Source organism: uncultured Thiocystis sp. (assembly GCF_903866365.1).
Taxonomy (GTDB): domain Bacteria; phylum Pseudomonadota; class Gammaproteobacteria; order Chromatiales; family Chromatiaceae; genus Chromatium.
The window spans coordinates 38911-64956 of sequence record NZ_CAIPNF010000267.1 but is presented as its reverse complement, the minus strand read 5'-3'; the positions used below and the strand labels follow the sequence as shown (position 1 = coordinate 64956).

Here is a 26046-nt window from a genome sequence, read left to right as displayed (position 1 = left end):
AACAGGCAGACAGTTACCGATGGACATCATCCCTTATCTCGAAATGATGATCCGGCACAAGGCGTCGGATCTCTTTTTTACCGCCGGCGCGCCGGTCAAGATCAAGATCGAGGGCGTCATCCGCTCCATCGGAGACACGGTCCTGACGCCGGCATTCTGTCGCGAGGCGCTGGCGTCCGTGATGGACGAGCAGCAGTTGCGGGAACTGGAGCAGGAGCGGGAACTGGACTTTGCCATCGCCCTGGAGGAGCGCGCCCGTTTTCGCGTGAATGCCTATTATCAACGCGGCCAGACCGCCATGGTGTTGCGCTACATTCGCGCCGAGATTCCCACCCTGACTGAGCTTGGCCTGCCGCCGCTGCTGTCCCAGCTCATCATGAACCGGCGCGGGATTATCCTCATGGTCGGGGCCACCGGCTCCGGCAAGTCCACGACGCTGGCGGCCATGCTCGACCATCGCAACGCGAGCGCGTCGGGGCATATCATCACGATCGAAGACCCCATCGAATTCGTGCATCCGCACAAGCAGTGCATCGTCAGTCAGCGCGAGGTGGGGCTCGATACTAAAAGCTATGCCCATGCGCTGAAGAGCGCACTGCGCGAAGCACCGGACTTGATCCTGATCGGCGAAATCCGTAACCGCGAGACCATGGATGCCGCCATCGAATTGGCGGGAACCGGCCATCTGGCGGTCTCCACGCTACATGCGAACAACGCGCATCAGGCCTTGGAGCGGATTGTCAATCTGTTTCCTCAGGAGATGCACAAAACCCTGTTCATGGATCTGTCGATCTACCTCAGGGCCATCCTCTCGCAACGTCTGGTGCGCACCAAGGCCGGGACGCGCCGCGCCGCGATCGAGACGCTGGTCAACACGCCCCACATCGCCGATCTCATCCGGGACGGTCGCGTCGACGCGATCAACGAGGCCATGCAGCAGAGCGGCCACGAAGGGGTCAAGACCTTCGACGAAGCGCTCCTGGAACTCTATCGCGAGGGTGCGATTACCTTGGAAGAGGCCCTCGCCAACGCAGATTCGGCTCCGAACCTGGAGGCGAAGATCCACTTCGGTTAGAACTTGAAATTCAAACCACGCACCTTGGAGCGAAAGTCTTCCGTGACCGATTCGATGTCCTGGTCGCTTGAGATGACCTTGGGCGTCAGTACCACGACTAACTCGGTACGGTCGGCCTGCTTGGTGCGTTCGCCGAAGAGCGCTCCGACAAAAGGCAGACTGTAGAGCCCCGGAACGCCTTGCTTGCCATCGGTGCGCTGGTCCTGGATGAGTCCGCCGAGCACAACCGCCTGATTGGAACGTACCGCCACCGAGCTGGTGATGTTACGGGTTTGGAAGGTCGGCGAATCGAGAGTGGAACTTTTGGTTGGCGCTACCGTGCTGACCTCCTGCTCGATCTCCATCTGGACAAGCCCGCCCGGAGTGACACGCGGTTTGACCGACAGCATCACTCCGGTATCCCGGTATTCGATGGTGTTAATCACGCGATCCGTCGTCGAGGTGCTTTGCTGTTGCGAAGTCGCCACGGGGACTTCCTGGCCGACCTGTATTTTCGCGGTTTGGTTGTCCAACACCATGACGGATGGGGAAGACAGGACATTGACGAGATTCTCGCCCGCCAAGGCGCTCAAGGTGGCGCGGATGGTTCCAGGGTTTGAGATCAAGGCCCAGTTGAATCCGGGAAACGAGGTCTTGATGCCCGCCGTGGTTGCATCGTCGAGACTGCCGTCGAGCGAAGCAAAAGCTTTGCCCTTGACCGAGGGACCAAACAGTTCCCATTGGACGCCGTACTGGAGATTGCCAGTGAGTGTAATTTCGACAATGGTTGCCTCGACCAGAACCTGAAGAGGCACGATATCGAGTTGCTTTAATGCATCCAGTATTTTCTTGAAATCTCGCGGATTGGATCTGACCAATAAAGAGTTGTTGACTGCATCGGCGACGATACTGACGCTCGATGACATCTCGATTTCGCGCGATGAAGCTTTCAGGGGTTGATTGGATTGATTGCTCTCGGAATCCGTATTGGTGGCATCCGCTGTTTTCTTGGATCCGATGCTCGAACGCTCGAGTCCAGGCGCTACGCTGCCCTTGGACCGATTGCGGTCGCTACTGCTCGCGCCTCCGAACAATTCTGAGAGGATGTCGGCAAGCGCCCCAGCGTCTCCGTGCTTGACCCGATAGACAAACAGACGTTCCGCGGCATCGCCGCTAGCTTCCGCCATATCCAGCCGTTCGATCCAATTGCGGGCCTGTTGGATGTAGCGCTCTTGGGGCGAGACGACGAGGAGCGCATTCGCGCTTTCGATCGGCACGAACCGGAAAAGCCCCTTGAGCGGATTGTTTCCGCCCTCGTCGGCCAGCAAGCTTTGAAGTTGTGTCACGACTTCGTTGGCTTTGGCGAATTCAAGGACAAAAAAACCAACCGAGAGACCGGACATCCAATCCACATCGAAGACCCGAATGGTATCGAGCAGATTTCCCATCTCGGGACTGGTTCCTGCGATCACCACCAGGTTACGCAGATTATCGATTCGAATGACGCTGCCTTCCGGCGCTAATGGTTGAAGGATACTACTCATTTCCTCGGCGCCAATATAGCGCAGCGGGACGACCTGAATGCTGTAGCCCTGGGGAAGCGCTCGCGTTGATTCGCCAAGCTGTGGAACCACCTTGCCTTGGATGGCATTGGCGACTGGCACCACTTCGTAGGTGCCATCGCGAAAGACGATCGCCGCATTATTCATCCGCAACAAGGTTTCGAGGGTCGGAATGAGATGCTCGCGCCTTAATGGCCGTCCTGTCTGCAAGGAGGTAACCCCCTGAACCGATGGGTGAAGGACATAGTTGACCTTCAGCAAATCTCCTAAAATGACCTTGACGACCTCGCGGATATCGGTGCCGTCGAAGTTCAGGGTTACATCGCCGGGCGTGGTATCGACGCTGGGTGGCGTGATCTTGCGGACAAAGGTGCCAGATCCTCTTTGCAGCGAATCGACGGTCTTCGGTGCTCCAGCGTCGTCACCGCCAAGCGCGATGGTCTCGGCGCCCGTCCCGCCGCGTTCTTTGAATGCATCCCGCTTGAGCGACTGATCGCGATCGACGATGTGTCCGCCCGGATCGCCAACCTTGACGGTGGGATCCCAATAACTGCGTTCGCATGCGCTCAGGTAAAGTGCAAAGCCGACCAGCACGATTGCTCGCAGCCAGCGTCCGTCCTGGATTCGGCGGAGATGGTAAGTGTTGGAGTACATTGGGCCTCGATATTGACGGTCGCCGCATCACGACCTATCGATCAATGACTGGGGGTTCCGCGCGTGCTGGCGCCCTGACTGGGCGTCGCGGGATTGGCGTCGGTGCTGCTGGAGTTGCTTTGCTATAGTCGCGCAATATTAGCGCATACTCTTCACCCTGTCGCTCCAATAGGACACGGTCGTCCAGAATGTCGCGGACAGACCACCCTTCGAGATCGTCACCAATGCGCAGGCGTTGCAGTTTTGGTTGACTGGGATCCTTCACCCAGGCGGAGGCGAGCGTCGGCGTGAGCATCACGGCACTCAAATCCAGGGTATCCAATTCAACGTTCGTCCCTGGATCAGTCGTTGCCGCTGGCGTTTCGTCAGGGGGCGGCTCAGGTTTTCGGTCAGGCCGGAACAGCGGGCGCTCGGTGATACTCGCGAAATTGTCTCTGTCGTCGGGCGGTTTTAAGTTGGCCAGGGGATCCTGCCCCGCTTCTGTGACCGCTCCTGCGTCCGTGGCCGATGTCTCATCGAGGTCAATACTCGAAGGCGGTGGAGGCCAATCCTTCCACTGCAGGATCAGGAGCGCTAGCAGCGCTAACGCGAACATGCCAGGCAGCGCCTTTGTCAAGTGTCACCTCCAGCGAGCGCAAAGCCAAAGATATCCAGTCTGACCGTCAATTCTCCGGCCGGATTCGTCGGTGCGCGACGCATCATCCCACGTGCATTCTGCGTCGGAAGCTGCGGGCGCGCCGAGGAACGTACCGAGATCTGTTCGACAAAGAGGAAGGGTCGGGCTTGTTCGATCTGCAGCAGCACATCGAGCAGCGCCTCGGTCGTGCCCTGAATCTGGGTGCGAACACGCACTCTTGGCGGATCCTGGTTTTTATCTTCCGGAAGCAGTTGGGTACTGACTAACCGGCCCTTGGCGGCCATGACGATTTCCTGAACCTGGCTTTGGAGTTGAGCCCCGGCGAGAGAGGGTGTTGGCGCCTTGAAATAAAATTCTTTAAAGGCTTCGTTTTTCCGCACGCGTTCCAGTTCGTCTTTGAGGCTGGGTAGCGTTTGTACCAACCGCCGATAACGGGTCAGTTGTTCTTCGCTGGTCGCCATGCGTTGGTCCAGACTCGCAAGCTCGTCCGCCCATGGAATCAGGATGCCCGCGAGAAGCGTTAGCGGAACCATGACCACCACAATCCAGACGAGTGCGCAAAAGATTTTTGGAGAAGGATTTGGCATCAATCTTCCCCCTGGTTGGTAAAACGGAAAGAAATATTGAAGCGTTCACTGCCGGTGCGGGCGATTTGCGTGACCGGGGACTTGAACGAGACGCCATCAATGCCGGGCGCCTGTTCGAGGATAGCGATCAGGGCCGTTGCCTGTCCCGATTCGCCGCGCAGATCGACCTGGCCCTGATTGTATTCAAAACTCTGGATCCAGGTGTCATCGGGAAGACGGTCCGTCAGTTCGCGCAGCATTTTCAAAATCGGCGGTTGATCCCACTTCTGTTGGAGAACCGCAGTGCTGCCCCGGCGGGCCTGTTCCAGCTCCTGTCGCAATTCATCCACGGCAACGGCTTGGGTACGGGTGTTGCGCACCTCCGTCTCCAATGCTTGGGCGATGCGGTTCTTCTGCCACACCGGAGTCAGTAGAATGCTCAAGGCCAACAGGATCGTCATGATGGCCAATACACCGTTCATGCCGAATGCATTCTTGCGGCGGCTTGGACGTTCCTGCACTGGCATCAGATTGGCGCGCGGCCAGGCGCCCCGCCAACTGATCCGGTCAATCGGTGAGCCTGCATCGGCCATGCGTTTGATCCAGCCCTCAAGATGATCGCGTCGGCAAAGCGCCAGGTCGAGGGTCAAACGGTTGGCTTGCTTGGAGCCGGGGCGCAGCGTGTAGTCGAAGACCACTTCATGTGGCTGAAAGGGCGAAAGACGATCCAGCTCGTGTTGCAGTACCTGATGCAGATTGCTCCGCACCTGAGCGGGAAACGAGACGGTCCTGGTCAGAATGGCATCCTGGGGCAGCAAAAGCACCGTCGTATGTCCATGGTCCCTGCCTCGCTCATCGACAACGCCAGGCAGCGTCGTGGTGGCGTTGAGATCGAATTCTCCGATCGCCTCTTGTGCCTGACCGGTCGCTAGTAATAAATGCCCTGTTGTGTCATCAACCTCGACAATCAGACGCCGATGGCGACTCGCGAGAGCTTGCCTGACAAACGTCGGCAGGCAAACCGCAAGTCGCTCCAGGAGATCCTGTAGCCCTTCGGGAGCGTCAGGCCCCGTTCGGGGCAGACCCTGGAGAAGGCGGTTCAAACGATCGGTGAGCGTCATGAGCGGGATGCGGCTCCAAACAGAGCTTAAACAGGGTTTTGGCGATGGATCGCGAGTGCTCGCAATGATCTAAACCGTGCCCGGTATCGTTGCGATCGCTCGGTTTTGTGCGCCAGCATACAGGACCGTCCGGGTAGACGCTGTTTAACCACTCTCTGACTCCAATGACGGATTGGATGGCGCTTCGGAATCGAGTCCGAAACGCCGCCAGTGAACCAGATAAGGCGGTTGCTGACCAGGCATCAGTTCCATCAGCGCCTCCATCCGACGCCCCTGCCGCCCGCTCAATTGCTCGGTCACCTGGATGCGATAGATCGGTCCGCCACGATCCAGTGTCAGGGGTTCTCTCGCGCCGGGAACGGTCGTCAAGTCCCGCTCGGCAATCTGAAGTTGAGCATCTTCCAGCGAGAGTCCCTGAGTCGCGGCAAGGACGGCAGGGGAAGCAAACTCGACGACCAGGTCTTCTCCCTCGCCTTCAAGGGTAACCTCTGGAGCCAGCCGCCGGTAGATATCCTGGGTCATCCCGAGAACCTGGCGTAATTCCTCGACGACGATAAAGGGTTCATCCTTAGCACCGAAAGCGATCCCTGCGTTTTGATAGTCGTCATCTTCCGCGCCGTTAAGCTGCACGAGATCGTCCTCGTCACGCCAGTCGACGATGGCGGCTGCTAGCGGTTCCGCTTGATCCTCGGGTGCCTGAAGAACCTTCAGCAGGGTGGCAAGCAGTGCCGGCTCGGCCTGATTCAGATTGATCCGAGACAGTTCGTTAAAGACCGCGATCGTCATCTCCGCGCCCGCGAAATGCCAGATTCGAGGCGAGCCATTCGGTCGCCAAACGGACGTTTGCGCCTCTTCGTCATCCTCGAGCGGCGGCGGTTCGTCCGGAGCGGAGTCGAGGGACATGAACTGTAAGGCCGTATACGCGATCGCGGCATCGCTCATGACTCGAAAACGGGTTTCCGCGACATGATTGTCGGTGAGCGCGATTTCGGTGCGCTGGGCGGCGGTCATACTGACCGCCATGACCGTGAGCAGGGTCAGCACCCACATGACCAGCATCAAGGCAATGCCGCGTTGACGAGTCGGGTGAGTCATCAGCTTGGTTGTGAGGGAAGGGCGATGACGAGATCGGGCCATGTTCGGGAGAGCGTGGTCAGACGGATGCGTATTTTGGTCGGTAAACTCGATTGATCGAACCAGTCCGGATGCCAGTCGGGGTCCGTCTCTTCATCGCGAATGCCATAGTAGGCGATGTCGAAAACGTCAACATGATCAAGCAGCAGGGTTCGACCGAATGCCCCACCGGCGGCATCCATCTCGGATGGAAGGTCGTTCATCGACATGGCCTGATCTTTTCCCAGTGGCACCCAAGGTGGGAATTCGTCGCCGCCATCCAGGATCTCCGGGTGCAACAGCCAGCGCGTCAGCATGAGTGCGCGAAAGTCTCCATGGTCCTCAAGTGTCAGACTGAGGACATAGAGACCGGAAACGCCGACATGTTGCGACAAGGGCGCGGTAAATTCGATGTGCTGGGCATCTCCGCCAAAAATCACGACGGATTCGCCATCGATGATGGTGGTCACGAACCTCGCCTGACTCAGGGTGCGACTTAAAAAGCCATGTGCGAGACGGAGTGCGCCAACTTGTTCGGCGGCGGCATCGATACTTTCCCAGGCACGCGAACCTAGACGGAGTCCTGAAAACAGCAGTAGCGTAATCAGGCTGATCATGGCTAGGGCAATCAGGAGCTCGACCAGGGTAAAGCCGCGAATCTGTTCCGCTTGTCGCGCAGAATGAAGCATTTGACACTTCACCTAGCGACGTTCGCCGAGACGCAGGGTCGACACGGTCAAGCGGCGAACTTGACCGGTATCCTGCCAGAGGGCGGTCGCATTCACGCGGTATGGAGTGGACGGCAACTCCAGTTGTCCTGAGCGAAGTCCGGCGGACATGGTTTCATCCGCGATCTCGAAGGGCGCCATGGTCACCTCCCAAGCGAAGCCATCCTCGGTCTCGCCCGCGAAAGAGCCCTCCTCCAATGGCACCTCGACACCGGCAGCGGCGAGCTTTGACTCGACGAGCGATGCCGCTTGACTGTACCGGGACGAGACGATGGCGGCCAGACTCGCGCGGGAAAAGATTTCCATGAGCACGCCCAGCGTGATGGCCAGGATCGCGAAGGCCACCAAGACCTCCAGCAGCGAGAAGCCACGCTGACAGTGGATGTTCAAGGCGCCTCCCAGGGTGCCAGCTCGATGCGTCCAGTCAGCCAGATCACCCCGATCTGGTAGCCATGCCCCTGATTTTCCACGATGATGCGCCCGCCGGTCGAGCTTCCATCCGGGAAAAAGCGGATGACACCCCGCCGATCATCCAGCATCTCGCGACTGGCCGTCTCCAATTGGATCGTCAGCCGCGTCGGAAACCTGAAGCTGCGATAGCCCTGGAGATCGAGTCGGTGCGCATCCACGTCGATCAGCAACTCGGTATCGGTTCCCCGGCGAATGGCGGATTCCCTTGCCAGTCGCAGGGTCGCGGCGGTGCGGCGTGCCGCCGACTTCATTTCAAGCCCTGGAAACGAGGCGGAAAACAGCGAGGGAACCGCCGTCATCATGAGCGCGGCGATGGCGAGCACCACCAGCAGTTCGACGAGAGTGAAACCAGCATGCCGGGTGCGTGAAAACGCGATGGCAGGTCGTGTGATTAACATGGCATTGATGGGTTGCGCGGCACCCTTTGACTTCGCTCTGGATAGATCTAGCGATGCGACACACTATTCCCAGTTGCGGATATCGGCGTTCTCGCCTTCGCCGCCATCTCGATTGTCGGCGCCGAGCGACCAGATGTCGAAACTGCCGTTTTCTCCTGGATAGCGGTATTGGTATTCGAAGCCCCAGGGGTCTTTCGGGATATCGCCTTTTTTCAGATAAGGTCCATTCCAGTTCGGCACATCGCCGGGCTTTTCGACCAGCGCCTTGATGTCACTGGGATAATAGCCAAGCTCCAGCCGGTACAGATCGAGCGTGGCCGCAAGGTCTTCGATCTGGAGCTTGGCCGTCTTGGTCTTGGAACTGCCGAGAAACTTCATCACCTGTGGGCCAACCAGCCCGGCGAGCAGCCCGAGGATGGCAAGAACGACGAGCAGTTCGACCAGCGTGAAGCCGCGGCGATGTCTGGAGTTGATTGAATGCATCTGGATACCTCGATTCCCGTGCTTGGTCTGATTGATTGCGCGCGGGTATTTTAGGACGCAAGGGTGGAGTGGCCAAGTGTGGAAGCGGGCCGGTCAAAAGACCAGATCGTTGGCTCCCAATATGGCCATCAGAATGGACATGATGATGCCGGCCACGATCACGCCAAGTCCAATGATCAGCATCGGTTCCAACATGGTGAGCATACTCTGAACGCTGTTTCGAGTCTCCCGATCATAGATGTTTGCCACCTTGGCCAGCATGGCGTCCAGGCTACCCGACTCCTCGCCGACCCGGATCATCTGGAGCGCCAGATCCGGTAGGGCCTGAAGTCGAACCAGTGGCCCGGCGAGCCCCCGGCCATGTTTGAGGTCGTCGCCCGCTTCATTCAGCAGACCGGACAGTTTGCGATTGGACACCACCTCCCGGGCCAGCGTCAGGGCGTTCAGTAGCGGCAGGCCGTTTTTCAGCAGTGTCGACAATGTGTGGCAAAGTCGGGCGGTCTCCATTTTCCAGATCAGATCGCCGAACAGGGGTAGGTCGAGCACCTTGTGATCGAACCGCTCACGCACCACGGGATTTTGCATCCAGCGTTCGAGAGCCACCGCAATCAAGGCGATCGCACACAGCATGGCCCACCAATAGTTCCGGAACAGATCCCCCGCCGCGACCACAATTTGTGTTGGCAATGGCAGGGCCGCGCCCATATCTTCGAACAGAGCAGAGAACTGCGGAACCACGAACACCAGCAGCATGATGACCGAGAGCGCGGCGACGAAGAGCAGGATGGCGGGGTAAACCAGGGCGGAGGTGACGGTCTGGCGCAGTTCGGCGACCCGCTCCAGATAATCGGCCAGACGATCGAGCACCTGATCCAGAGCGCCGCTGGCCTCGCCGGCCTTGACCATGTTGACATAGAGCCGCGGAAACTGACCGTCCTGGACATCCAGCGCGCTGGAAAAGGTGGCCCCTCCACGCACCCGCTCCTGAAGGTCCGAAAGGACGTGGACCAGATGATCAGGTTCGGTGAGATCGACCAGAATCTGCAACGAGCGGTCCAGGGTCATGCCTGCTTCCAGGAGTGTTGCCAGCTCACGGGTCAGGATACCGATCTCTTTTTGGCTGAGTCGCCGCCGCCGCGCGCGTCTTAGTTGGGCGAACAGGCTTTTGGACGTGCGGGCCTGGATCAGAATCAGCCCATCCTTTTGCAGCTGACGCATCACGGCCGCTTCGTCCGCGGCCTCAAGCTCGCCCTCGACAGACTCGCCATCGAGTTTGACGGCCTTGTAGAAAAATTTTGGCATTGAAAACGTGTCCGGAGCGATCTGTGAGATGTCAAATGCGTCCCGCCCCATCGTGACCGACGGCGATCGGCGAGCCGAGGTTTAATTGTCCTCGGCCACGCGCAGGACTTCTTCGATGGTCGTGCGGCCATCGAGCGCTTTACGCAGTCCATCCTGGTACATGGTTTCCATCCCCTCGTCGACGGCAATCCGCCGGATCTCGGTTGCGGTGGCGTGGCCGAGCACCGCCTTGCGGATCTGATCCGTCATCATCAAGACCTCGGTGATGACCAGACGGCCACGATAACCGGTGCCGTTGCAGGCCTCGCAGCCAACCGCTCGATGCAGATCGATGTCATTGGAGACGCCGGCCATATGGGCGAAGCGCTCGGCCAGCTCGGGGAGTGCGCGATAGGACGCCCGACAGTGCGGACAGAGCCGGCGCACCAGACGCTGGGCGAGGATGCCATTGATGGTGGAGGTGAGCAGGTAATCCTCGACGCCCATGTCCAGTAGACGGGTCACGCCGCTGGCGGCATCGTTGGTGTGCAGGGTGGAGAGCACGACATGTCCGGTCAACGCCGACTGCACCGCGATCCGCGCGGTCTCCAGGTCGCGCATTTCGCCGACCATGATGATGTCGGGATCCTGCCGGACGATGGCGCGCAACGCGCCGGAAAAGGTCATGCCGATCGCCGCCTTGACCTGGATCTGGTTGATGCCGGGCAACTGGTACTCGACCGGATCCTCGACCGTGATGATCTTGCGTTCCTCGGTGTTGAGACGGCTGAGCGCGGTATAGAGGGTGGTGCTTTTGCCCGAGCCGGTCGGCCCGGTCACCAGCAGGATACCGTAAGGTTGCTCCAGAATCACCCGGAGACGTTCGCGCGGCGAGCCATCGAACCCGAGCGCGTCGAGATCGAAGCGCACGCTTTCCTTGTCGAGCAGACGCATCACCACGCTCTCGCCAAACATGGTCGGCACCGTCGAGACGCGCAGATCGAGCTCCTTGCCCTGGATGCGGATCGGGATGCGACCGTCCTGGGGCAGACGGCGTTCGGCGATATTGAGCTTGGCCATGATCTTGATCCGCGAGATGACGGCGGCGGTCGAGCGCACGGGCGGCGCGTCGACCTCTTTCAGGATGCCGTCAACTCGATAGCGTACCTTTAATTCGTCGGCGAAAGGTTCGATGTGGATGTCCGAGGCGCGCGATTCGACGGCCTTCTGGATGAGCTGATTGACCATGCGGATGACTGGCGCCTCGCTGGCCAGATCCTTGAGATGCTCGATGTCTTCTTCATCGAAATCGCCGAAGTCGGCATCGGGATCCGTGGGCGTCTCCTCGACTTTTTCATAGAGACGCTCGATGGCGGCCTCGATCTCGGTCGGCGGGGCGACCGATGCGTGCACCGCTTTGCCCGCCGCCATCTGGATTGCCGCAATGACAAAGCCGTCGATGGGGTTGGCTAGCGCGACCTCGATGTGTTGCTCATCGTCGGCCAGTGGCAGCACGCGGGAGTCCTTGAGGAAGCGTAATGAAAAGAGGTCTTCCCGCACTGGCTCGCTCGGAAAGGCCGTGGCGTCCGCGAGTGGCAGTCCCAAGACCTCGGACATTGACCGGGCCATGTCACGCTCCGAGATCAAACCCAGACGCACCAGCATCGGCAGCAATTGATCGCCGCCATCCTCGGCCAGGCGACGCGCGCGCGCGAGATCGCCAGGGGTCAGTTTACCCTGCGCTTGCAGCGAGGCGACCACGCCCGATTCAGGTGTGATGTCCGGGGTATCAAGTACAGTTTCGCCGAGTGGGGCATCGTTCGGATCGTCGCGTAATGCACGAATGACGGGTGCCTTGTCGAGAATCGTGTCGTCTTGCATCAGGGGCTTCCCTTGGCGCGCTCAGGATCGGGCGGCTTGAGTGGATCATTGCAAACGTGCCTCACCGATCGCCGCGGCTGGACACGTCGCTAGAGTGTCGGTCGAAACAACGCAATGCACTGGATGCGGTTTGGTCGGGTCGCACGTTGTTGAGTGGGCGCAGTCCGGTATCCCGCGCCATTCCGGCACCAGGTCTGCGAACGCCGCGATCATTCCGGACTGGTCGGCCGTCTCGGCGGACTGACGGAGTGCCTCCAGGCCCTGTGCGATCGCCATGCGGTTCAGTCCGGCGCCGCGCCGCGCCACCCGAATCTTGGGGTGTTGCGTTGCAACGAGTTCTTCAGAGGCATAAAACAACTCTTCGAACAGTTTTTCGCCCGGACGCAGGCCGATATAGTCGATGGCAATGCCTTCGCCAGCTTCATGTCCGGACAGGCGGATCATCTGTTCGGCAAGATAGCGGATCTTGATGGGCTCGCCCATGTCGAGGACAAAGATTTCTCCGCCAGCACCGATCGTGGCGGCCTGCATGATGAGCTGACAGGCCTCGGGAATGGTCATGAAAAACCGCTCGATCTCCGGGTGGGTGACGGTGACTGGGCCGCCGCGCGCGATCTGACGCTGAAACAGGGGCACCACGCTGCCCGCCGATCCCAGCACATTGCCGAAGCGCACGGTGATGAAGCGGCACGCGGACTGTCCGTCCAGAATCTGACAGATCGACTCGGCGATCCGCTTGGTCGCGCCCATCACGTTCGACGGGTTCACCGCTTTGTCGGTGGAGATCAGGACGAAGCGCTCGCAGCCGCTGGCCGCCGCCGCCTCGGCGACGATGCGGGTGCCCATGACATTGTTGCGGACCGCCGCGCGGAGCTGGTTTTCAAGTAGTGGAACATGCTTGTAGGCGGCGGCGTGAAAGACGATCCCGGGACGCTCGTCCCGAAACAACGCCGCGACCGCGCTGGCGTCGGCGACATCGAGCAGATGACGCGAAAAACAGAGTGTCGGATAGGTCTCCAGCAATTCCATCTCGATGCGGTAAAGATTGAATTCGCTGTGATCGAGCAGGATCAGGCGGGCCGGGCCGGCGCCGGCAATCTGGCGGACCAGTTCGGAGCCGATGGAACCGCCGGCGCCGGTGATCAGGATATCGCGACCCGCGAGCCCGTCGTGAATCGCGTTCCAATCGAGCTGAATCGGCTCGCGGCCAAGCAGGTCTTCGATCGACACCGGCCGCAACTGACTGAGATTGACCTGGCCCGACATCAGGCTGCGCAGCTCGGGGACGGTCCGGAATGCCACGCCGGTGTGTTCGCAGAGCTCGACCAGACGACGCATCTCCCGCGCCGTCGCGCTCGGTATGGCCAGCATCAGCAGGTCGATGCCCAGGCGCTCGACGAGTTCGGGGATGGACTCGGTCGGTCCCAGCACGGGGACACCATGGACCTCGGAGCCCTGGCGTCGCAGTTTGTCGTCGACGAAGCCCAGCGGAAAATAGGCGCGATGCGGATCGCGGAGCATGTCGCGGGCGAGCATCTCGCCAGCGCGACCGGCTCCGACGATCAGCACCCGCTGGCCGGACGACAGATTGAGCCGATGATCCTTGAGCCAGCGGTAAATCAAGCGTGGACCCGCCAGAAGCACGAGCTGCAGCCCGAGATAGAGGACTGGGACCGAGCGCGGGACTAAGGCCGAGCGGTTGACGATGAACAGCAGGACGACAATCGCTGCGGTTCCGGTGAGCACCGCCTTGGTGATCCGCACCAGGTCCGGAACGGAGGCAAAGCGCCAGACGCCGCGATACAGACCAAAGAGCCAATAGACCGCTCCCTGGATCAGGATGACCCAGGGCAGCGACTGCAGCGCGCCGGTGACGAAATCCGGCGGAATCCGATCGAGATTGAAGCGCAGCCAATAGGCCAGGAACCAGCTTGCCGGGATGGTCAGCAGATCATGGGCAAAGGCCGCGGTGCGCGACCGCAGCCGGTCGATCATCGGATTCATGGGCGATTCGATGTCGACCTTGGGTTGTGCCGAGTCGAGTCACAGGGACCGCGGGAAGTCACGGCGCTTGCGCTGAACGGAGTCGAGGCGCGCTCGATTAGCCCCACCTTGATGTGAATCAGGATATAGAGGGTCGTCCAGGCGCCGAGCAGTAACCATTGTTCGTGCGCCGGCAGTCGGGGCGATGCGACCGCGCAGACGGCCGCGGCCGCCATGAGCAGATAGCCACGCAGCAGGGTTTTGCGATGACCCCAGCCAGCGAGAACCAGGCGCTGGTAGTGATGGGAGCGGTGCGGCTCCCAGACACGTTCGTGCCGCAGCAGTCTGGTCAGGAGTGTCCAGGTCGCATCGACGATAAAAGGCGAGAAGGCAAGCCAAGCGGTCCAGAGCGGAAACAGGCCGAGCTGGACGCCCCAGAGCGATAGACCGGCGGCCAGCAAGCCGAGGCCTGAGGAGCCTGCGTCGCCAAGAAAAATGCGTGCTGGCGGATAGTTTCCGCGCAGAAATCCTGCCGCGGCCGCGACGATACAGGTGGCGATGAGACCGAACAGCGGCTCGCCGCCCGACCAGCCCAGAATCGCCAGTGCCGCGAAACCGAAGACCGCCATGCCGCTGGCGAAACCATCCATGCCGTCCATGAAATTATACAGATTGATCATCCAGACGATGTAGAGGAGGGTCAGGCCGCCGCCCACCAGCGCGGGCAGGGTCAGCATGATTCCTGGCAAGTCGAGAACCGACCAGTGCAAGCCGCCGGCGATCAAGAGCAGTGCCCCCGCCAGGTGGGCCAGGAGTCTTGTCCAGGGCGATACGTCGCCCAAATCGTCAAGAAACGAAATAGTGGCGACGAGTGCCAGTGCTGCGCACAGCCATGCGTATTCCAGCGCGAAAACGCCCAGTCCAGCCAGTATGAGCAGTGGCGCGAGCACACTCGTCAAGACCGCCAGGCCGCCGGTGCGGGGCACCGGGATACTGTGGAGCGAGCGATGATTCGGCAGATCCATGGGGCCGCGCCCAGCCCTCGCGTTCGACGAGAGCCAGCCTGTGACGAACGCACTCAAGAACAACGAGACAACGGGCGCGGCGGCCAGAATCGGTAGCGCCATGCCGTGGAGGTTGCCGGGGACAAGCATTGGCGGTTCAGGATTCATCGCGCCTGTCCTGAGCGAAGCCGAGGGATGAAGCGAAAAGCGCAACGGGTTCGCAGCAGGCGGTTCGGGTGACAAAAGCACCGCCGTATCGGTTCATACGGCGGCTCTGACCAGGGCGTTTTCCACTTGATCGCGACGGTCGCGGCCTTGCAGCAACTCGATCAGTTGTAGCGCAAAATCCATGGCGGTTCCCGGACCGCGACTCGTCACCACCAGCCCGTCCGCCACCACGGGTGTCGCGACGAACTTGACGCGCGGATAAGCGTTTGCGTTCACCGATCCCGGATAGCAGGTCGCCGTCTTGTCATCGAGCAGACCGGCGCGCGCCAGTACCTTGGGGGCGGCGCAGATCGCGGCCGCATAGCGCCCGGCGGACTGCTGACGACGCAGCAGGGCGATGACCCGCTCATCCGTTTCCAGATGGTCGGCGCCGGGCAGTCCGCCGGGCAGCACGATCATGTCGAAGTCCTCCTCCAGGACGGCGTCAAGCACGGTATCGGCCAGCAGCACCGTACCGCGACTGGCGGTCACGGGGCCCTCCTCCAGACTTGCCGTGACCACGTCGATGTCGGCGCGACGCAGCAGGTCAATGATGGTCACGGCCTCCAGTTCTTCACAACCTGGCGCGAGGGGAACGAGTACCCGGGGCATGTTTTGTCTCCGTCAAGAGTTTACTGATTGACAGGGTGCCCGAGGATATTCAATCCCTTGAGTACATTCAGCGCCTCAGCCAGTTGGAAATCCTCGGCGACAAGCGGCGAATTTGCGGTTTTTTCCTTGGATTGATCGGTGGGTGTTTCCTGACCGAGGTGACGAATCAGATCCGCTTCTTTCAGGGAGCTCATATCCTGCTCGGTGAGCGGTTTGAATTCGCCGCGTTCGAGCTTGATGTCCGGCGCGATGCCTTGGGCTTGAATCGAACGCCCCGATGGCGTGTAGTAGCGCGCTGTCGTCAGTTTGAGCGCGCTGGTGTCGTCGATCGGAACGATCGTCTGGACCGAGCCCTTACCGAAAGTTTGGGTGCCCATAATGACGGCGCGCTTGTGATCCTGCAAGGCGCCGGCGACGATCTCGGAGGCCGATGCGCTGCCGCCGTTGACGAGTACGATGATGGGCGCGCCAGCCAAGACATCGTCTGGCCCCGCCTTGAACTGCATTTTGCTGTCTTTCACGCGACCTTGGGTATAGACGATCAGACCGCCCGTCAAAAAGGCATCGCTGACCCCTACCGCGCCGTTCAGGACTCCGCCAGGATTGTTGCGTAGATCCAGCACCAGTCCATTGAGGACACCGTCGTTCGCGCGCTTCAATTCCTCGATGGCCTTCAGCATGTCCTCGGTCGTGGGGCCTTGGAAATTCGCGAGTCGCACGTAGCCAAAACCTGGTTCGAGCGTTCGGCTCTTGACGCTCGCGACCTGGATCACCGCGCGCTCGATGGTCAGATCGAAGGGTTTTTGATCGGTTCCGCGCAAAATCGTGAGCTGGATTTTGGTTCCGGGCTCGCCGCGCATCAATTTAACCGCATCGTTCAGACTCAAACCTTTCACTGGCTTGTCATCGATACGGATGATCGTGTCTCCGGCCTGAACGCCAGCCCGCTGAGCGGGCGTATCGTCAATGGGAGCGATCACCTTCACGAAGCCGTCTTCCAGGCCAACCTCAATGCCGAGGCCGCCGAATTCTCCGCGAGTTCCGACTTGCAAGTCGCGGTATTCTTGCTCGTTCAGATAGGCGGAGTGAGGATCGAGTCCAGAGAGCATTCCGCGGATGGCATTTTCGATCAAAGACTTGTCTTGTGCCTCTTCGACATAGTCCGCTTTGATCCGACCGAAGACATCGGCAAATGTCCGCAGCTCATCGAGGGGGAGCTTCCGCTCTTGCGATGGGGGGCTCGCCGGAGCGGGCAGCGCCTCCTCGGCGTGTGCCATCCCGCTGTAACGGGCGACCGCGCCGGCCAGGATTCCAACGCTAAACAGCAATGCAAACTGAGGGCGCATCATGGTGTCGATAAATTCTTAATCAGTGTTTAGAGTGTGTGCCATTCGGATCAGACACACTTCCTTGGGGGTGGTGCGGGGGACGTGGGCCGAGACTGTTGTTAGGATCGCATGTTTTCCGGCCGATCAAAAGATCGGCTCGGACCAAAATAGCGCGGGTTCAGGTGATTCGGAACGCGCCGGTCACAAATTCCAATGTTTGATCGATCGAGACGGCAGGGCGGCGAACGATCACGGTTGCGCCACGGCTTCCTGCCTGCCTGGACCGTCGCACCAAGCGGCCGGATCCTGTGGGTGTCCCTGATGTCGAATCGCAAAGTACAGCACTGGCGTGGCGCGTCCGCCACTGTTCCCGCTGAGGGCAATCTCCTCGCCGGTCGCGACCCACTCGCCAAGTTCCCGGAGCAAGGCTTGATTGTGGCCATACAGCGTCATGAAGCCATCGCCGTGATCGATCACCAGCAGCAACCCGAAGCCGCGCAGCCAGTCGGCATAGACGACTCGTCCGTCGTTCACCGCCCGTACCTCCTCGCCTTCGCGCGCCGCCAGCAATACGCCATCCCAACGCAGTTCCGAGTCTTCCTTCCGGTCGCCGAAACTCGTCACAATGCGGCCCTCCAGGAGGGGCCAGGTAAGTTTCCCCTTGCGCTCACGAAAGGGTTCGCGATCGATATTCAGTTCAGCGCGTATTTGCGCCCGCTGCCGCAAATGTTCAACCAACAGGCGGAGCGAGTCGGCATCTTTGCGCAGGGTTTGCAGATTTTCCGCCCGGCTTGCAATGGTTTCCTCCAGTTGCTTCAAGACCAGAGTGCGTTGTTGCTTGGCCTGTTCCAGCCGCAGACGGGTTGCCTCCTGACTCCGGGCCAGCTCGGCGAGACGCGTCGCCTCCAGTTCGGCATCGCGCGCCAGATCGGCAAGCCGTTCCGCGCGCTGTTGGACCGCTAGAATCCGCCGGACCCGCTCCCGATTGAAATACGCGAAATAGGACATGACCCGGCTGGCCTGGGTTGGATCCTCCTGATTGAGGAGCAGCCGCAACCGATCCGCGCGCCCCATGACATAGGCCGTGCGTACCAGTTCGGTCAAGAGCTCCCGTTCCTTGTGCAAGGCTTGACGTTCCTCCTCCCGGCGTGTCCTGAGCGCATTGGCCACGCGCGTTTGTTCTCGCACAAGACGTTCGAGTTCGCGATTGGCCAGGCTTAATTCGGCAACATTCCGCTCACGCGCTTCCAACTCGGCGACAAGCGCCCTCCGCTCGGCTTCGCGCCCGATCAGTTCCGCGCCGATCGTCTCGCGCTGCCGCTCCATATCGACCAACTCCTGCTCGCGTCGTTCGAGACTGGGAACGTCCGCGGCGCTTGAGGGAGAGGGCCCGGCCAACAAGGCGCATACCAACCACAGAGATCGATGGCGCTTGACGCGTCGGCGCAGCGGCATCGAGTATATGGTTGATGGCGTGGTTACGCATCCCGCGCGAAAAAAAGCGAGGCGGCGAGTAGAAAAATTGAGCATCGGAGAGACCAAGGTGATCGGAACCCGAACTTTCGTGAACCATGTGTTAATGGTGCGCGCTCTTCGCAGTCGGCAAGAAAGCGTTTATTATTGTATGGTGATAAATAAATCAGATACGCTTTCCTAATGGTGACGAACCTGAGCCATCTTTCCCGACCGATTCTGAACCGACCGGAGAACGACCGGGAGGACATCGATCTTTTCGCGGATGACGACGATATCGAACGCGCTTCCCGTTCCCTGAAAGCCATGTCTCATCCGCTGCGACTCAAGATTCTGTGCACGCTTGGAGATCGGGAGATCAGCGTGCAGGAAATTGTCGATCATGTCGGAACCTCCCAGAGCAACATTTCTCAGCATCTGGCCATTCTCCGCGACAAAGGGATTCTGGCCTCCCGCAAGGACGCTAATCGTGTCTATTATCGGGTCAGCGACGTACGAACCCTGCGCTTGATTGGGATGATGCGCGAGGTTTTTTGCCATCACGTCGGCTAGTGCCCTCCTCCGATCCAGGATGACGCGCTCGGGCGCGTTCTTTATACTTCAAAAATTCGCAGCAAGCTGATTTAGCGGTGTCCGCGAGCGCGTGATGCGTGCGCGGATATCGGGTCGATCACGCGACTTTCCCGTCGCTTTATCTCAAAGTGGCGCTTCAACCCTAAATGCTAAAATGAGACAGCAGACCGATGCCGCTATTAGACCAACTCGTCGAGTTTGTAGGGAATCACTGGTACCTGTTTTTGGCGTTGGCCGTGATTGTCGGGCTGCTGACCCATAATTTGATCGTTGGCGGCCAGGGCAGCGTCGATCCTCTGCAGGCAACCGAGATGATGAACCACCGCGATGCCGTGGTCATCGACGTTCGACCGGCGGCCGATTTCGCCAAGGGTCATATCATCAATGCCCTGAACATCCCAATGAATGGATTCAAAAATCAGCTGGCTACCCTAACGAAGTATAAAGGCAAACCGATGGTCGTCAGTTGTCGATCCGGTTCTCAGTCGTCCATGGCGTGCAGCCAGTTGCGCAAGGAAGGTTACGAGGAGATCTACAATCTGCGCGGCGGTCTCATGGCCTGGGAGTCCGCCAATCTGCCGCTTACCCGCAAAAAACGCTGATCCTGGGTTGGCATCGTTAACGCTTCATCTTTCACTTATCGAATCAGGAACCCAGTATGGCCGAGCACGAGCAACACCCCCCCGAGCGTCAATTCTCCGTTCAGCGCGTTTACACCAAGGATGTCTCCTTCGAATCGCCAAATGCGCCCGCGATCTTCCGTGGGGAATGGAAACCGAAACACGACCTCAACATCACGACCAAGATCAATCGTCTCGATGAGCATCTCTACGAAGTGGTTCTCTCGGTCACCGTGTCCGCCCTGATGGAAGAAAAGACGGCCTTCATCGTGGAAGTCCAGCAAGCCGGCATCTTCAGCATGAGTGGCTTTGCGGAGTCGGAGCTTGGTCCCATGCTCGGCGCCTACTGTCCGACATTGCTCTTCCCTTATGCGCGGGAAGTGGTGTCCGATCTCGTCGTCAAGGGCAGTTTTCCGCAGCTTGTACTCCAGCACGTCAATTTCGATGCGCTCTTTGCTCAGCATCAACAGCAGGCCATGGATCAGGCACCGGACAGCGGCGCCAAGCCGAGCCAGCATTGAGCGACTCCGCCGTCGCGACCATTGCGCTCCTCGGCTCGGGTTCCTGGGGGACCGCGCTGGGCATCCTGCTGTGTCGTCATGGTCATCGGGTGCGTCTCTGGGGACATGAGAGCGCTCAGATCGAGGCGCTTCGTCGGGATGGCGAGAACCGCCAGTTTCTTCCCGGCTTTCCCTTGCCGGCGGGTCTGACGCCGACCGCGTCGCTGGACGAAGCGCTCGCGGGAGCGACAGACTGTCTGATTGCGGTTCCAAGTCACGCCTTCGGACAGGTAATCAAAGACGTGGCCGCGCGGTTGTCGGATGACATCGGCATCGCCTGGGCCACCAAAGGTCTTGATCCAATCACTGGGCAACTCCTTCACATGGCGGCCCAAGCCGTGGTCGGAGCGCGACCGCTTGCCGTGATCTCCGGTCCCAGCTTTGCTCAAGAGGTGGCGCGGGATCTTCCGACCGCGGTCACGGTCGCATCCAACCAGGCTGACTTTGCCGAACGGATCGCCAGCCTCCTGCGCGGCGAACGTTTCCGTGCCTATACCAGCGAGGATATCGTGGGAGTCGAAGTCTGTGGCGCCGCGAAGAATGTGCTCGCGATCGCCACCGGCATTGCCGATGGTCTGGGCTTCGGCGCGAACACCCGTGCCGCCCTGATCACTCGTGGCCTGGCGGAGCTTATCCGCATCGGTACCGCGCTGGGCGGGCGCGCCGAAACGTTTACCGGACTTGCCGGGGTGGGCGATCTGGTGCTGACCTGCACGGACAATCAGTCGCGTAATCGTCGGATGGGTCTGGCCCTCGCGCGCGGACTGGGCGTTTCCGAGGCATTGGCTGAAATTGGCCAGGAGGTCGAAGGGGTGGTGACGGCGTTATCGATTCACGCCATGTCCGAGAAGCTCGGCGTTGAGATGCCCATCAGCGAGCAGGTTTACCGCGTTCTCTACGAGCAGGTTTCGCCGGAACAGGCCACGCGCGCATTGCTGGAGCGAGAGCCCAGGCCGGAGATCGGTTGACTGACACGCCGGTTCGATGATTTCCGGCGGCCTGGCCGCTAGCGTGCGCCAGCGAATCCTTGTTGTCGCCAGGCTTCGAACAGAACCACGGCAACCGCATTCGACAGATTCATGCTGCGGTTACCGGGATACATCGGGATATGGATGCGTCGTTCGCTTGGTAAAGCGGCCAGTATGGTGTCTGGAAGTCCACGTGTTTCGGGGCCGAAAAGCAGCGCATCGCCCGCCTGATACCAGGGTCGCGTATAAGAAACGTTGCCCTTGGTGCTAACGCCGAATACGCGCGGCCGGGAGAGGCTGGCAAGGCAGTCGTCCAGTGATGCGTGGACACGGACATCCGCCCATTCGCGGTAGTCGAGTCCTGCCCGTCGCAGCAAACGATCGTCCAGGGAGAATCCGAGCGGTTGAATCAAATTCAAACGGGCTCCCGCGTTGACGCTCAGGCGCATGACGTTGCCTGTATTGGGCGGAATCTCGGGTTCGTAGAGAATGACATCAAACACGTGACTGATCCGAGGGGTAAACCTAGACGTTTTGTCGGATTGACTTATGTTCAATCGCGCATGCTATATTACAGCTTCGGTATCTACTGAATTCTATTTCCATAACAGACCCACAACCGATGGGGGACACATCCATGAGCGACATCGCCGCGCTGAAATCAGAAAAACAGGAACTGATCGATAAGATGCTTGAAATGCAAAAGCAGTTTATCGATTATGAGCACCAACACGGTGTGTCCGGAAAGGATTACTGGGCTTCCACTGAAGGGTTGCTGGCGGACTATCGCCAAGAGTATCTCGACATGGCCAATCGTGTCGTGGATATTGCTCACGAAATCGTCGGCTCCGTACGTTAAGCCGCCTTCATCATGTCAGATGCGGTTGCGAGCGTCCGACCGGGTTTGGCATGAAGGTGCGAGTTTCGGAGTAGACGCGGTCTAAGTGACCGAGAGACGGCTCTCCATCGGTAAAGCGATCTTGACGTCACCATGAAACCCGCGCCATCGCGCGGGTTTTTTATGTCCGTAGATGCTCAAGGTATTTGGGAGTGCCCTGCATCTCAAGTTCCACCGTGGATGCGGTGACGACGAAAGGCGAGGCTTCGCCCTCGAAGTGCAATTCGCAGCGGATGTGACCTCGACTGGCGAGTGGGATGGGGATCATATCCCGATACGTGTAAATGTTTTCGTCAAGATCTCCGCCAGTGCAGACCAAGGGACCGAGCGGAAGTGGCGACGACAAGACCGCGTCATCCATGCGCAAGATTCCAGCCTGCCACCAGCGGGTTCTCTCGTTCGATCCCGTCAAGGTTTTGATCAGAGAGGCGCGTGCGATATGCATGCGGAGACATCCTTGCTTGAAGTCGATCGAGGAAATCTCGGCGCCTTTGAGTTCAATGCTGGTGCTGTCCAAATCGATCTCCTGGTCCGCACATGTAGAATGAATGAGTGTGGTTTGTCACAAACGACACAGGCGATGCCTGAAGCCGTTTATTTGTCTTCGTTGGCGAGCGGATCTCCGGCATCGACACATAACTCCTTGATTTTTCTTGTCAAGGTGTTTCTGCCCCAGCCGAGAAGACGGGCCGCTTCCTGACGCCGGCCACCAGTATGTTCCAGGGCCGATTGAATCATGATTTTCTCGAAGGCCGGTAATGCCGTATCAAGTAGCGATTCCTGGCCCTGATTCAATTTCTGGCGAGACCAGCGGCGCAGAACCAGTTCCCAGGAGTCATCGTTCGATGGCTCCACGAAGGTGGCATTCAACTCGGGCGGCAGGTCTTCGGCCTGAATGTGCTTGCTCGACGCCATGACGGTTAGCCAGCGCGCCGTGTTTTCCAGTTGTCGTACATTACCCGGCCAATCGAGTCGTTTCAGGTGGTCGATCGCGCCCTGAAGCAGACTCTTTGGTTCGCAGCTTAATTCCAAGGCGGCATGGGCCAGAAAGTGACGCATCAGTAATGGAATATCCTCGCGTCGATCGCGCAGGGCCGGCAGGTGGATGCGAATGACATTGAGTCGGTGGAAGAGATCTTCCCGAAAGCGGCCTTGGCGAACAAGGTCTTCGAGATTCTGATGGGTGGCGGCAATGATGCGGACATCGACCCGGATTGGCGCCATGCCGCCAACCCGATAGAACTCGCCGTCGGCCAGCACGCGCAACAGGCGGGTCTGCATTTCGGCGGGCATGTCGCCGATTTCATCCAGGAACAGCGTGCCGCCATTGGCTTGCTCGAAGCGCCCCTCGCGTCGTGCCTGCGCCCCGGTAAAGGAGCCGCGTTCATGACCGAACAGTTCCGATTCCAGGAGGTCGCGAGGAATCGCCGCCATGTTCAGCGCGATGAACGGCCGATCGCTTCTTGGGCTGTGCCGATGCAAGGCGTGCGCGACCAGTTCCTTGCCGGTTCCGGATTCGCCATTGATGAGGACGGTAATATTGGACCGGGCAAGACGACCAATGGCGCGAAACACCTCCTGCATGGCAGGAGCCTCGCCGATGATGTCCGGTGCCTTGACCTCCGCAACCTCTTCGATGCGTTCATCGCGCCCGCGGCGACAGGCACGACTGATCTGGGAGACGGCTTCGTCAAGGTCGAAGGGCTTGGGGAGATATTCGAACGCACCGCTGTGAAAGGCCGAGACCGCGCTGTCCAGATCCGAATGCGCGGTCATGATAATAACGGGCAGACCCGGATAGCGGGCCGTCACCTGACGGAGCAGGTCAAGGCCATCGATACCCGGCATGCGGATATCGGTGAGGATGACATCGGGCTGTTCCCGTTGCAGCGCCTCGATGATCCCCACTCCGTTCGAGAAACAGGTGACATGCATTTCCGCCTTGCGGAGTGCGCGATCCAGTACCCAGCGAATCGAGCGGTCATCATCGATGACCCATACCTTGGGTTCTCTAGTCATGGTCTGACTCCAGCGGCAGATAAACGATAAACGCCGTGTCGCCTGGACGACTATTGCACTCGATCAGTCCAGCGTGCTGACTGACCAGTTCCTGGGCGATGGGCAGTCCCAGTCCACTGCCTCCGGGATGACCGGAGACCATGGGAAAGAAAATCTGATCGCGAATTTCGTCAGGGATGCCAGGGCCGTCGTCACGTATCTGAGCCAATAGAATCAGTCGATGGCGGCGGTTTCCGATCGTGAATTGTCTTAATACCCGGGTTTTGAGTTCAACATGGCCATGCACGCCAGCGGCCGCGGCGGCATTGCGGGCAAGATTCAGAAACGCCTGGATCAGACGATCCTGGTCGGCCATAAAGTCTGGAATACTGGGATCGTAATCGCGTCGAATTTCAGGACCGAGCGGCGATTCCGCGAGGATTAGCCCACGGACATGTTCCAGCACGTCGTGAATGTTGACCATTGCGCGCCGCGGCATTCGATTCGGGCCGAGCATCCGGTTCATCAGGGCCTGCAAGCGATCGGCTTCGTCGATAATGATTCGCGTATATTCACGCAATCCGGGGTCGGGGAGTTCCCGCTCCAGTAGCTGCGCCGCGCCGCGTAGACCGCCAAGCGGATTTTTGATTTCATGCGCCAGGCCTCTGATCAGTGTCTGAGTGGCCTGATGCTGCGAGAGCAGATGCTCTTCGCGTGTAATGCGTAACTGACGGTCCACCTGGTTCAGTTCCACCAGCACTTCGTCTTCCGCGTCAAAATGGAATAGGGGCAGAACGGTGCAGTTCACTGTTTTGGTGCGGTCGGCGACAGTGATATTGATCTCGCGTTCAGTAAATGGATGACGCGAAGAGAGCGCGGCGGCTAAACGTTGCTCGACATTGCTGTCGGGGCAAGGAAGCAGATGTGCCGCATGCTGACCAACCAAATGTCTCGAACTCACTTCGAACAGGATTTCGGCTGCCGGATTGAGATACGTTAGGCACAACTGTTTGTCGAATAACATGACCGCGGTATTCAGATGGTCAAGAATCATCCGTTCGAGAGTCGTTTTGCCCAATTGTCGAATTGTCATTGGATGGATCCGTGTGGCTGTCTGCTTCGCCTCCGACCGGGACCAAGGAAAGCACCGATGGTCCGGATCTTCGGTCATGTTTAGGGTTTCGATAACGGAATCCAACGGAGTGGGCCATTCGGGCGCATTGATGGCGCTCCATTGTAAAAAGCATAATTCATGCCAATTTAAGGATCCAGAGGATCGATTTCCTGATGGAACCGGCGACTCGTCCGTGATCGCATGGCATCGACTGCGCGTCGATCCTTAGGGTAATTGCCCCGGTTGTTCGGGTTTGCGAAGATGGAAAATCTGGAGGGGCGTCTGGGCGACGGTGAAGCCTTCGGTATTGCGTATCCGTACTTGTAAACGATGGCTACCAAAGGCGGCGCCGGTAAGTTTAAATTGAGTCGCCGGTTTGATCAGCGGGATAATGGTTTCATCGAGTTCGACATCGATCTGGTGACCCTCGACGAGCGGTGGATCGAGGATGAACGCGATGGAGATCTCGCCGGTTTCTTGAATGAGAACCTCGTTCGCGCTCGGTAAGACAATCGCAAATGCCGAATAAGGGCCGGGATACTGTGCATCGTCCGGTTTTGGTGTCAGATCGATCTTCGGTTCGGTCGGGATGGCGTCACGATCCAAAACGTTGGCAGGCAAGGCCTCCCGCGGCTGACGGTCGGAGAAGTGCAGGTTTCCATTTGCGTCAATCCAGCGGTAAACCTCTGCGTTGAGGCGGGTGAAAATCAGTAGCGACGCGATGCCAAATGCGATTGTACTCATCCGCATGGGATAGCC

At 59.4% G+C, this 26046-nt stretch carries 27 protein-coding genes; 6 read left to right on the top strand and 21 right to left on the bottom strand.

The annotated features are described in order from the left end of the window. The first annotated feature begins 19 nt into the window (after positions 1 to 19). Positions 20 to 1075 carry a PilT/PilU family type 4a pilus ATPase gene (locus tag QZY07_RS14980; RefSeq protein WP_295404335.1) on the top strand — a complete coding sequence of 352 codons (1056 nt, stop codon included), beginning with the start codon at positions 20 to 22 and terminating at the stop codon, positions 1073 to 1075. On the opposite strand, the gene gspD is transcribed toward QZY07_RS14980, so the two are convergent. The 16 genes from gspD to QZY07_RS14900 form a co-directional block, all read right to left on the bottom strand. Beyond that, positions 1072 to 3270, bottom strand: a complete 2199-nt coding sequence (gene gspD, locus QZY07_RS14975; RefSeq protein WP_295404332.1) for a type II secretion system secretin GspD — start codon at positions 3268 to 3270, stop codon at positions 1072 to 1074. The two genes, QZY07_RS14980 and gspD, sit on opposite strands and share 4 nt — an antisense overlap. Positions 3271 to 3304: 34 nt before the next feature. Further along, entirely contained in the window at positions 3305 to 3886 is a 582-nt protein-coding gene (locus tag QZY07_RS14970; protein WP_295404329.1) for a type II secretion system protein N, read from the bottom strand. Continuing rightward, entirely contained in the window at positions 3883 to 4494 is a 612-nt protein-coding gene (gspM, locus tag QZY07_RS14965) for a type II secretion system protein GspM (protein WP_295404326.1), read from the bottom strand. The genes QZY07_RS14970 and gspM overlap by 4 nt, the downstream gene beginning before the upstream one ends. Beyond that, positions 4494 to 5594: a PilN domain-containing protein gene (locus tag QZY07_RS14960; RefSeq protein ID WP_295404323.1), complete on the bottom strand. Its 1101-nt coding sequence runs from the start codon at positions 5592 to 5594 to the stop codon at positions 4494 to 4496. The genes gspM and QZY07_RS14960 overlap by 1 nt, the downstream gene beginning before the upstream one ends. 144 nt (positions 5595 to 5738) lie before the next feature. After that, entirely contained in the window at positions 5739 to 6689 is a 951-nt protein-coding gene (locus QZY07_RS14955; RefSeq protein WP_295404319.1) for a type II secretion system protein GspK, read from the bottom strand. Then, complete coding sequence (locus tag QZY07_RS14950; protein ID WP_295404316.1) at positions 6689 to 7396, bottom strand: prepilin-type N-terminal cleavage/methylation domain-containing protein; 708 nt, start codon at positions 7394 to 7396, stop codon at positions 6689 to 6691. Before QZY07_RS14950 ends, QZY07_RS14955 begins: the two co-directional genes overlap by 1 nt. Before the next feature lie 12 nt (positions 7397 to 7408). Beyond that, entirely contained in the window at positions 7409 to 7825 is a 417-nt protein-coding gene (locus QZY07_RS14945; RefSeq protein WP_295404313.1) for a type II secretion system protein, read from the bottom strand. Further along, positions 7822 to 8304, bottom strand: a complete 483-nt coding sequence (locus tag QZY07_RS14940; protein ID WP_295404310.1) for a GspH/FimT family pseudopilin — start codon at positions 8302 to 8304, stop codon at positions 7822 to 7824. Before QZY07_RS14940 ends, QZY07_RS14945 begins: the two co-directional genes overlap by 4 nt. Before the next feature lie 63 nt (positions 8305 to 8367). Beyond that, positions 8368 to 8787 (bottom strand): type II secretion system major pseudopilin GspG, encoded by a 420-nt coding sequence (gene gspG / locus QZY07_RS14935; protein WP_295404307.1) that lies wholly within the window; start codon positions 8785 to 8787, stop codon positions 8368 to 8370. Between the two features lie 93 nt (positions 8788 to 8880). Further along, a complete protein-coding gene (locus tag QZY07_RS14930; protein ID WP_295404305.1) occupies positions 8881 to 10089 on the bottom strand; it encodes a type II secretion system F family protein in 1209 nt (402 codons plus the stop codon). An 81-nt stretch (positions 10090 to 10170) separates the two neighbouring features. Continuing rightward, positions 10171 to 11949: a type II secretion system ATPase GspE gene (gene gspE / locus QZY07_RS14925; RefSeq protein WP_295404302.1), complete on the bottom strand. Its 1779-nt coding sequence runs from the start codon at positions 11947 to 11949 to the stop codon at positions 10171 to 10173. A gap of 45 nt (positions 11950 to 11994) precedes the next feature. Next, the gene (locus QZY07_RS14920; RefSeq protein WP_295404299.1) at positions 11995 to 13953 is read right to left on the bottom strand and encodes a nucleoside-diphosphate sugar epimerase/dehydratase; all 1959 of its coding nucleotides are present in this window, start codon (positions 13951 to 13953) and stop codon (positions 11995 to 11997) included. Beyond that, positions 13950 to 15104, bottom strand: coding sequence for a glycosyltransferase family 4 protein (locus QZY07_RS14915; protein ID WP_295404296.1), 1155 nt, complete (start codon positions 15102 to 15104; stop codon positions 13950 to 13952). Before QZY07_RS14915 ends, QZY07_RS14920 begins: the two co-directional genes overlap by 4 nt. Positions 15105 to 15197: 93 nt before the next feature. After that, positions 15198 to 15755, bottom strand: a complete 558-nt coding sequence (locus tag QZY07_RS14910) for a DJ-1 family glyoxalase III (protein ID WP_295404294.1) — start codon at positions 15753 to 15755, stop codon at positions 15198 to 15200. Between the two features lie 20 nt (positions 15756 to 15775). Next, entirely contained in the window at positions 15776 to 17104 is a 1329-nt protein-coding gene (locus QZY07_RS14905) for a S41 family peptidase (protein ID WP_295404291.1), read from the bottom strand. 228 nt (positions 17105 to 17332) lie between these two features. Further along, positions 17333 to 18481 carry a peptidoglycan DD-metalloendopeptidase family protein gene (locus QZY07_RS14900; protein ID WP_295404288.1) on the bottom strand — a complete coding sequence of 383 codons (1149 nt, stop codon included), beginning with the start codon at positions 18479 to 18481 and terminating at the stop codon, positions 17333 to 17335. 258 nt (positions 18482 to 18739) lie between these two features. On the opposite strand from QZY07_RS14900, the gene QZY07_RS14895 reads away from it, so the two are divergent. From QZY07_RS14895 to QZY07_RS14880, 4 genes are all read left to right on the top strand, one after another. After that, positions 18740 to 19108 carry a metalloregulator ArsR/SmtB family transcription factor gene (locus tag QZY07_RS14895; RefSeq protein ID WP_295404286.1) on the top strand — a complete coding sequence of 123 codons (369 nt, stop codon included), beginning with the start codon at positions 18740 to 18742 and terminating at the stop codon, positions 19106 to 19108. A 191-nt stretch (positions 19109 to 19299) separates the two neighbouring features. Beyond that, the gene (locus QZY07_RS14890) at positions 19300 to 19731 is read left to right on the top strand and encodes a rhodanese-like domain-containing protein (RefSeq protein ID WP_295404283.1); all 432 of its coding nucleotides are present in this window, start codon (positions 19300 to 19302) and stop codon (positions 19729 to 19731) included. Positions 19732 to 19787: 56 nt separating this feature from the next. Beyond that, positions 19788 to 20270 carry a protein-export chaperone SecB gene (gene secB / locus QZY07_RS14885; RefSeq protein ID WP_295404280.1) on the top strand — a complete coding sequence of 161 codons (483 nt, stop codon included), beginning with the start codon at positions 19788 to 19790 and terminating at the stop codon, positions 20268 to 20270. After that, positions 20267 to 21277, top strand: a complete 1011-nt coding sequence (locus QZY07_RS14880; protein WP_295404277.1) for an NAD(P)H-dependent glycerol-3-phosphate dehydrogenase — start codon at positions 20267 to 20269, stop codon at positions 21275 to 21277. Before secB ends, QZY07_RS14880 begins: the two co-directional genes overlap by 4 nt. A gap of 38 nt (positions 21278 to 21315) precedes the next feature. Here the strand turns inward: QZY07_RS14880 and QZY07_RS14875 are convergent, their stop codons facing one another. After that, complete coding sequence (locus QZY07_RS14875) at positions 21316 to 21780, bottom strand: tRNA (cytidine(34)-2'-O)-methyltransferase (protein WP_295404275.1); 465 nt, start codon at positions 21778 to 21780, stop codon at positions 21316 to 21318. A gap of 134 nt (positions 21781 to 21914) precedes the next feature. On the opposite strand from QZY07_RS14875, the gene QZY07_RS14870 reads away from it, so the two are divergent. Beyond that, entirely contained in the window at positions 21915 to 22136 is a 222-nt protein-coding gene (locus tag QZY07_RS14870; RefSeq protein WP_201098459.1) for a hypothetical protein, read from the top strand. A gap of 160 nt (positions 22137 to 22296) precedes the next feature. Here the strand turns inward: QZY07_RS14870 and QZY07_RS14865 are convergent, their stop codons facing one another. From QZY07_RS14865 to QZY07_RS14850, 4 genes are all read right to left on the bottom strand, one after another. After that, a complete protein-coding gene (locus tag QZY07_RS14865; RefSeq protein WP_363184290.1) occupies positions 22297 to 22620 on the bottom strand; it encodes a hypothetical protein in 324 nt (107 codons plus the stop codon). 149 nt (positions 22621 to 22769) lie between these two features. Beyond that, positions 22770 to 24194 (bottom strand): nitrogen regulation protein NR(I), encoded by a 1425-nt coding sequence (gene ntrC, locus QZY07_RS14860; protein ID WP_295404268.1) that lies wholly within the window; start codon positions 24192 to 24194, stop codon positions 22770 to 22772. Continuing rightward, positions 24187 to 25266 (bottom strand): nitrogen regulation protein NR(II), encoded by a 1080-nt coding sequence (gene glnL, locus QZY07_RS14855; protein ID WP_295404265.1) that lies wholly within the window; start codon positions 25264 to 25266, stop codon positions 24187 to 24189. Before glnL ends, ntrC begins: the two co-directional genes overlap by 8 nt. Positions 25267 to 25512: 246 nt before the next feature. Beyond that, entirely contained in the window at positions 25513 to 26031 is a 519-nt protein-coding gene (locus QZY07_RS14850) for a DUF4124 domain-containing protein (protein WP_295404263.1), read from the bottom strand. Positions 26032 to 26046: the final 15 nt, after the last annotated feature.

What these genes read in the sequence shown, in the direction of transcription:
- QZY07_RS14980 (WP_295404335.1), top strand. Translation starts at nt 20, where the DNA reads ATGGACATCATCCCTTATCTCGAAATGATGATCCGGCACAAGGCGTCG.
- gspD (WP_295404332.1), bottom strand. Translation starts at nt 3,270, where the DNA reads ATGTACTCCAACACTTACCATCTCCGCCGAATCCAGGACGGACGCTGG.
- gspM (WP_295404326.1), bottom strand. Translation starts at nt 4,494, where the DNA reads ATGCCAAATCCTTCTCCAAAAATCTTTTGCGCACTCGTCTGGATTGTG.
- QZY07_RS14960 (WP_295404323.1), bottom strand. Translation starts at nt 5,594, where the DNA reads ATGACGCTCACCGATCGTTTGAACCGCCTTCTCCAGGGTCTGCCCCGA.
- QZY07_RS14955 (WP_295404319.1), bottom strand. Translation starts at nt 6,689, where the DNA reads ATGACTCACCCGACTCGTCAACGCGGCATTGCCTTGATGCTGGTCATG.
- QZY07_RS14950 (WP_295404316.1), bottom strand. Translation starts at nt 7,396, where the DNA reads ATGCTTCATTCTGCGCGACAAGCGGAACAGATTCGCGGCTTTACCCTG.
- QZY07_RS14940 (WP_295404310.1), bottom strand. Translation starts at nt 8,304, where the DNA reads ATGTTAATCACACGACCTGCCATCGCGTTTTCACGCACCCGGCATGCT.
- gspG (WP_295404307.1), bottom strand. Translation starts at nt 8,787, where the DNA reads ATGCATTCAATCAACTCCAGACATCGCCGCGGCTTCACGCTGGTCGAA.
- QZY07_RS14930 (WP_295404305.1), bottom strand. Translation starts at nt 10,089, where the DNA reads ATGCCAAAATTTTTCTACAAGGCCGTCAAACTCGATGGCGAGTCTGTC.
- gspE (WP_295404302.1), bottom strand. Translation starts at nt 11,949, where the DNA reads ATGCAAGACGACACGATTCTCGACAAGGCACCCGTCATTCGTGCATTA.
- QZY07_RS14920 (WP_295404299.1), bottom strand. Translation starts at nt 13,953, where the DNA reads ATGAATCCGATGATCGACCGGCTGCGGTCGCGCACCGCGGCCTTTGCC.
- QZY07_RS14915 (WP_295404296.1), bottom strand. Translation starts at nt 15,104, where the DNA reads ATGAATCCTGAACCGCCAATGCTTGTCCCCGGCAACCTCCACGGCATG.
- QZY07_RS14910 (WP_295404294.1), bottom strand. Translation starts at nt 15,755, where the DNA reads ATGCCCCGGGTACTCGTTCCCCTCGCGCCAGGTTGTGAAGAACTGGAG.
- QZY07_RS14905 (WP_295404291.1), bottom strand. Translation starts at nt 17,104, where the DNA reads ATGATGCGCCCTCAGTTTGCATTGCTGTTTAGCGTTGGAATCCTGGCC.
- QZY07_RS14895 (WP_295404286.1), top strand. Translation starts at nt 18,740, where the DNA reads ATGGTGACGAACCTGAGCCATCTTTCCCGACCGATTCTGAACCGACCG.
- QZY07_RS14890 (WP_295404283.1), top strand. Translation starts at nt 19,300, where the DNA reads ATGCCGCTATTAGACCAACTCGTCGAGTTTGTAGGGAATCACTGGTAC.
- secB (WP_295404280.1), top strand. Translation starts at nt 19,788, where the DNA reads ATGGCCGAGCACGAGCAACACCCCCCCGAGCGTCAATTCTCCGTTCAG.
- QZY07_RS14870 (WP_201098459.1), top strand. Translation starts at nt 21,915, where the DNA reads ATGAGCGACATCGCCGCGCTGAAATCAGAAAAACAGGAACTGATCGAT.
- QZY07_RS14865 (WP_363184290.1), bottom strand. Translation starts at nt 22,620, where the DNA reads ATGCATATCGCACGCGCCTCTCTGATCAAAACCTTGACGGGATCGAAC.
- ntrC (WP_295404268.1), bottom strand. Translation starts at nt 24,194, where the DNA reads ATGACTAGAGAACCCAAGGTATGGGTCATCGATGATGACCGCTCGATT.
- glnL (WP_295404265.1), bottom strand. Translation starts at nt 25,266, where the DNA reads ATGACAATTCGACAATTGGGCAAAACGACTCTCGAACGGATGATTCTT.
- QZY07_RS14850 (WP_295404263.1), bottom strand. Translation starts at nt 26,031, where the DNA reads ATGAGTACAATCGCATTTGGCATCGCGTCGCTACTGATTTTCACCCGC.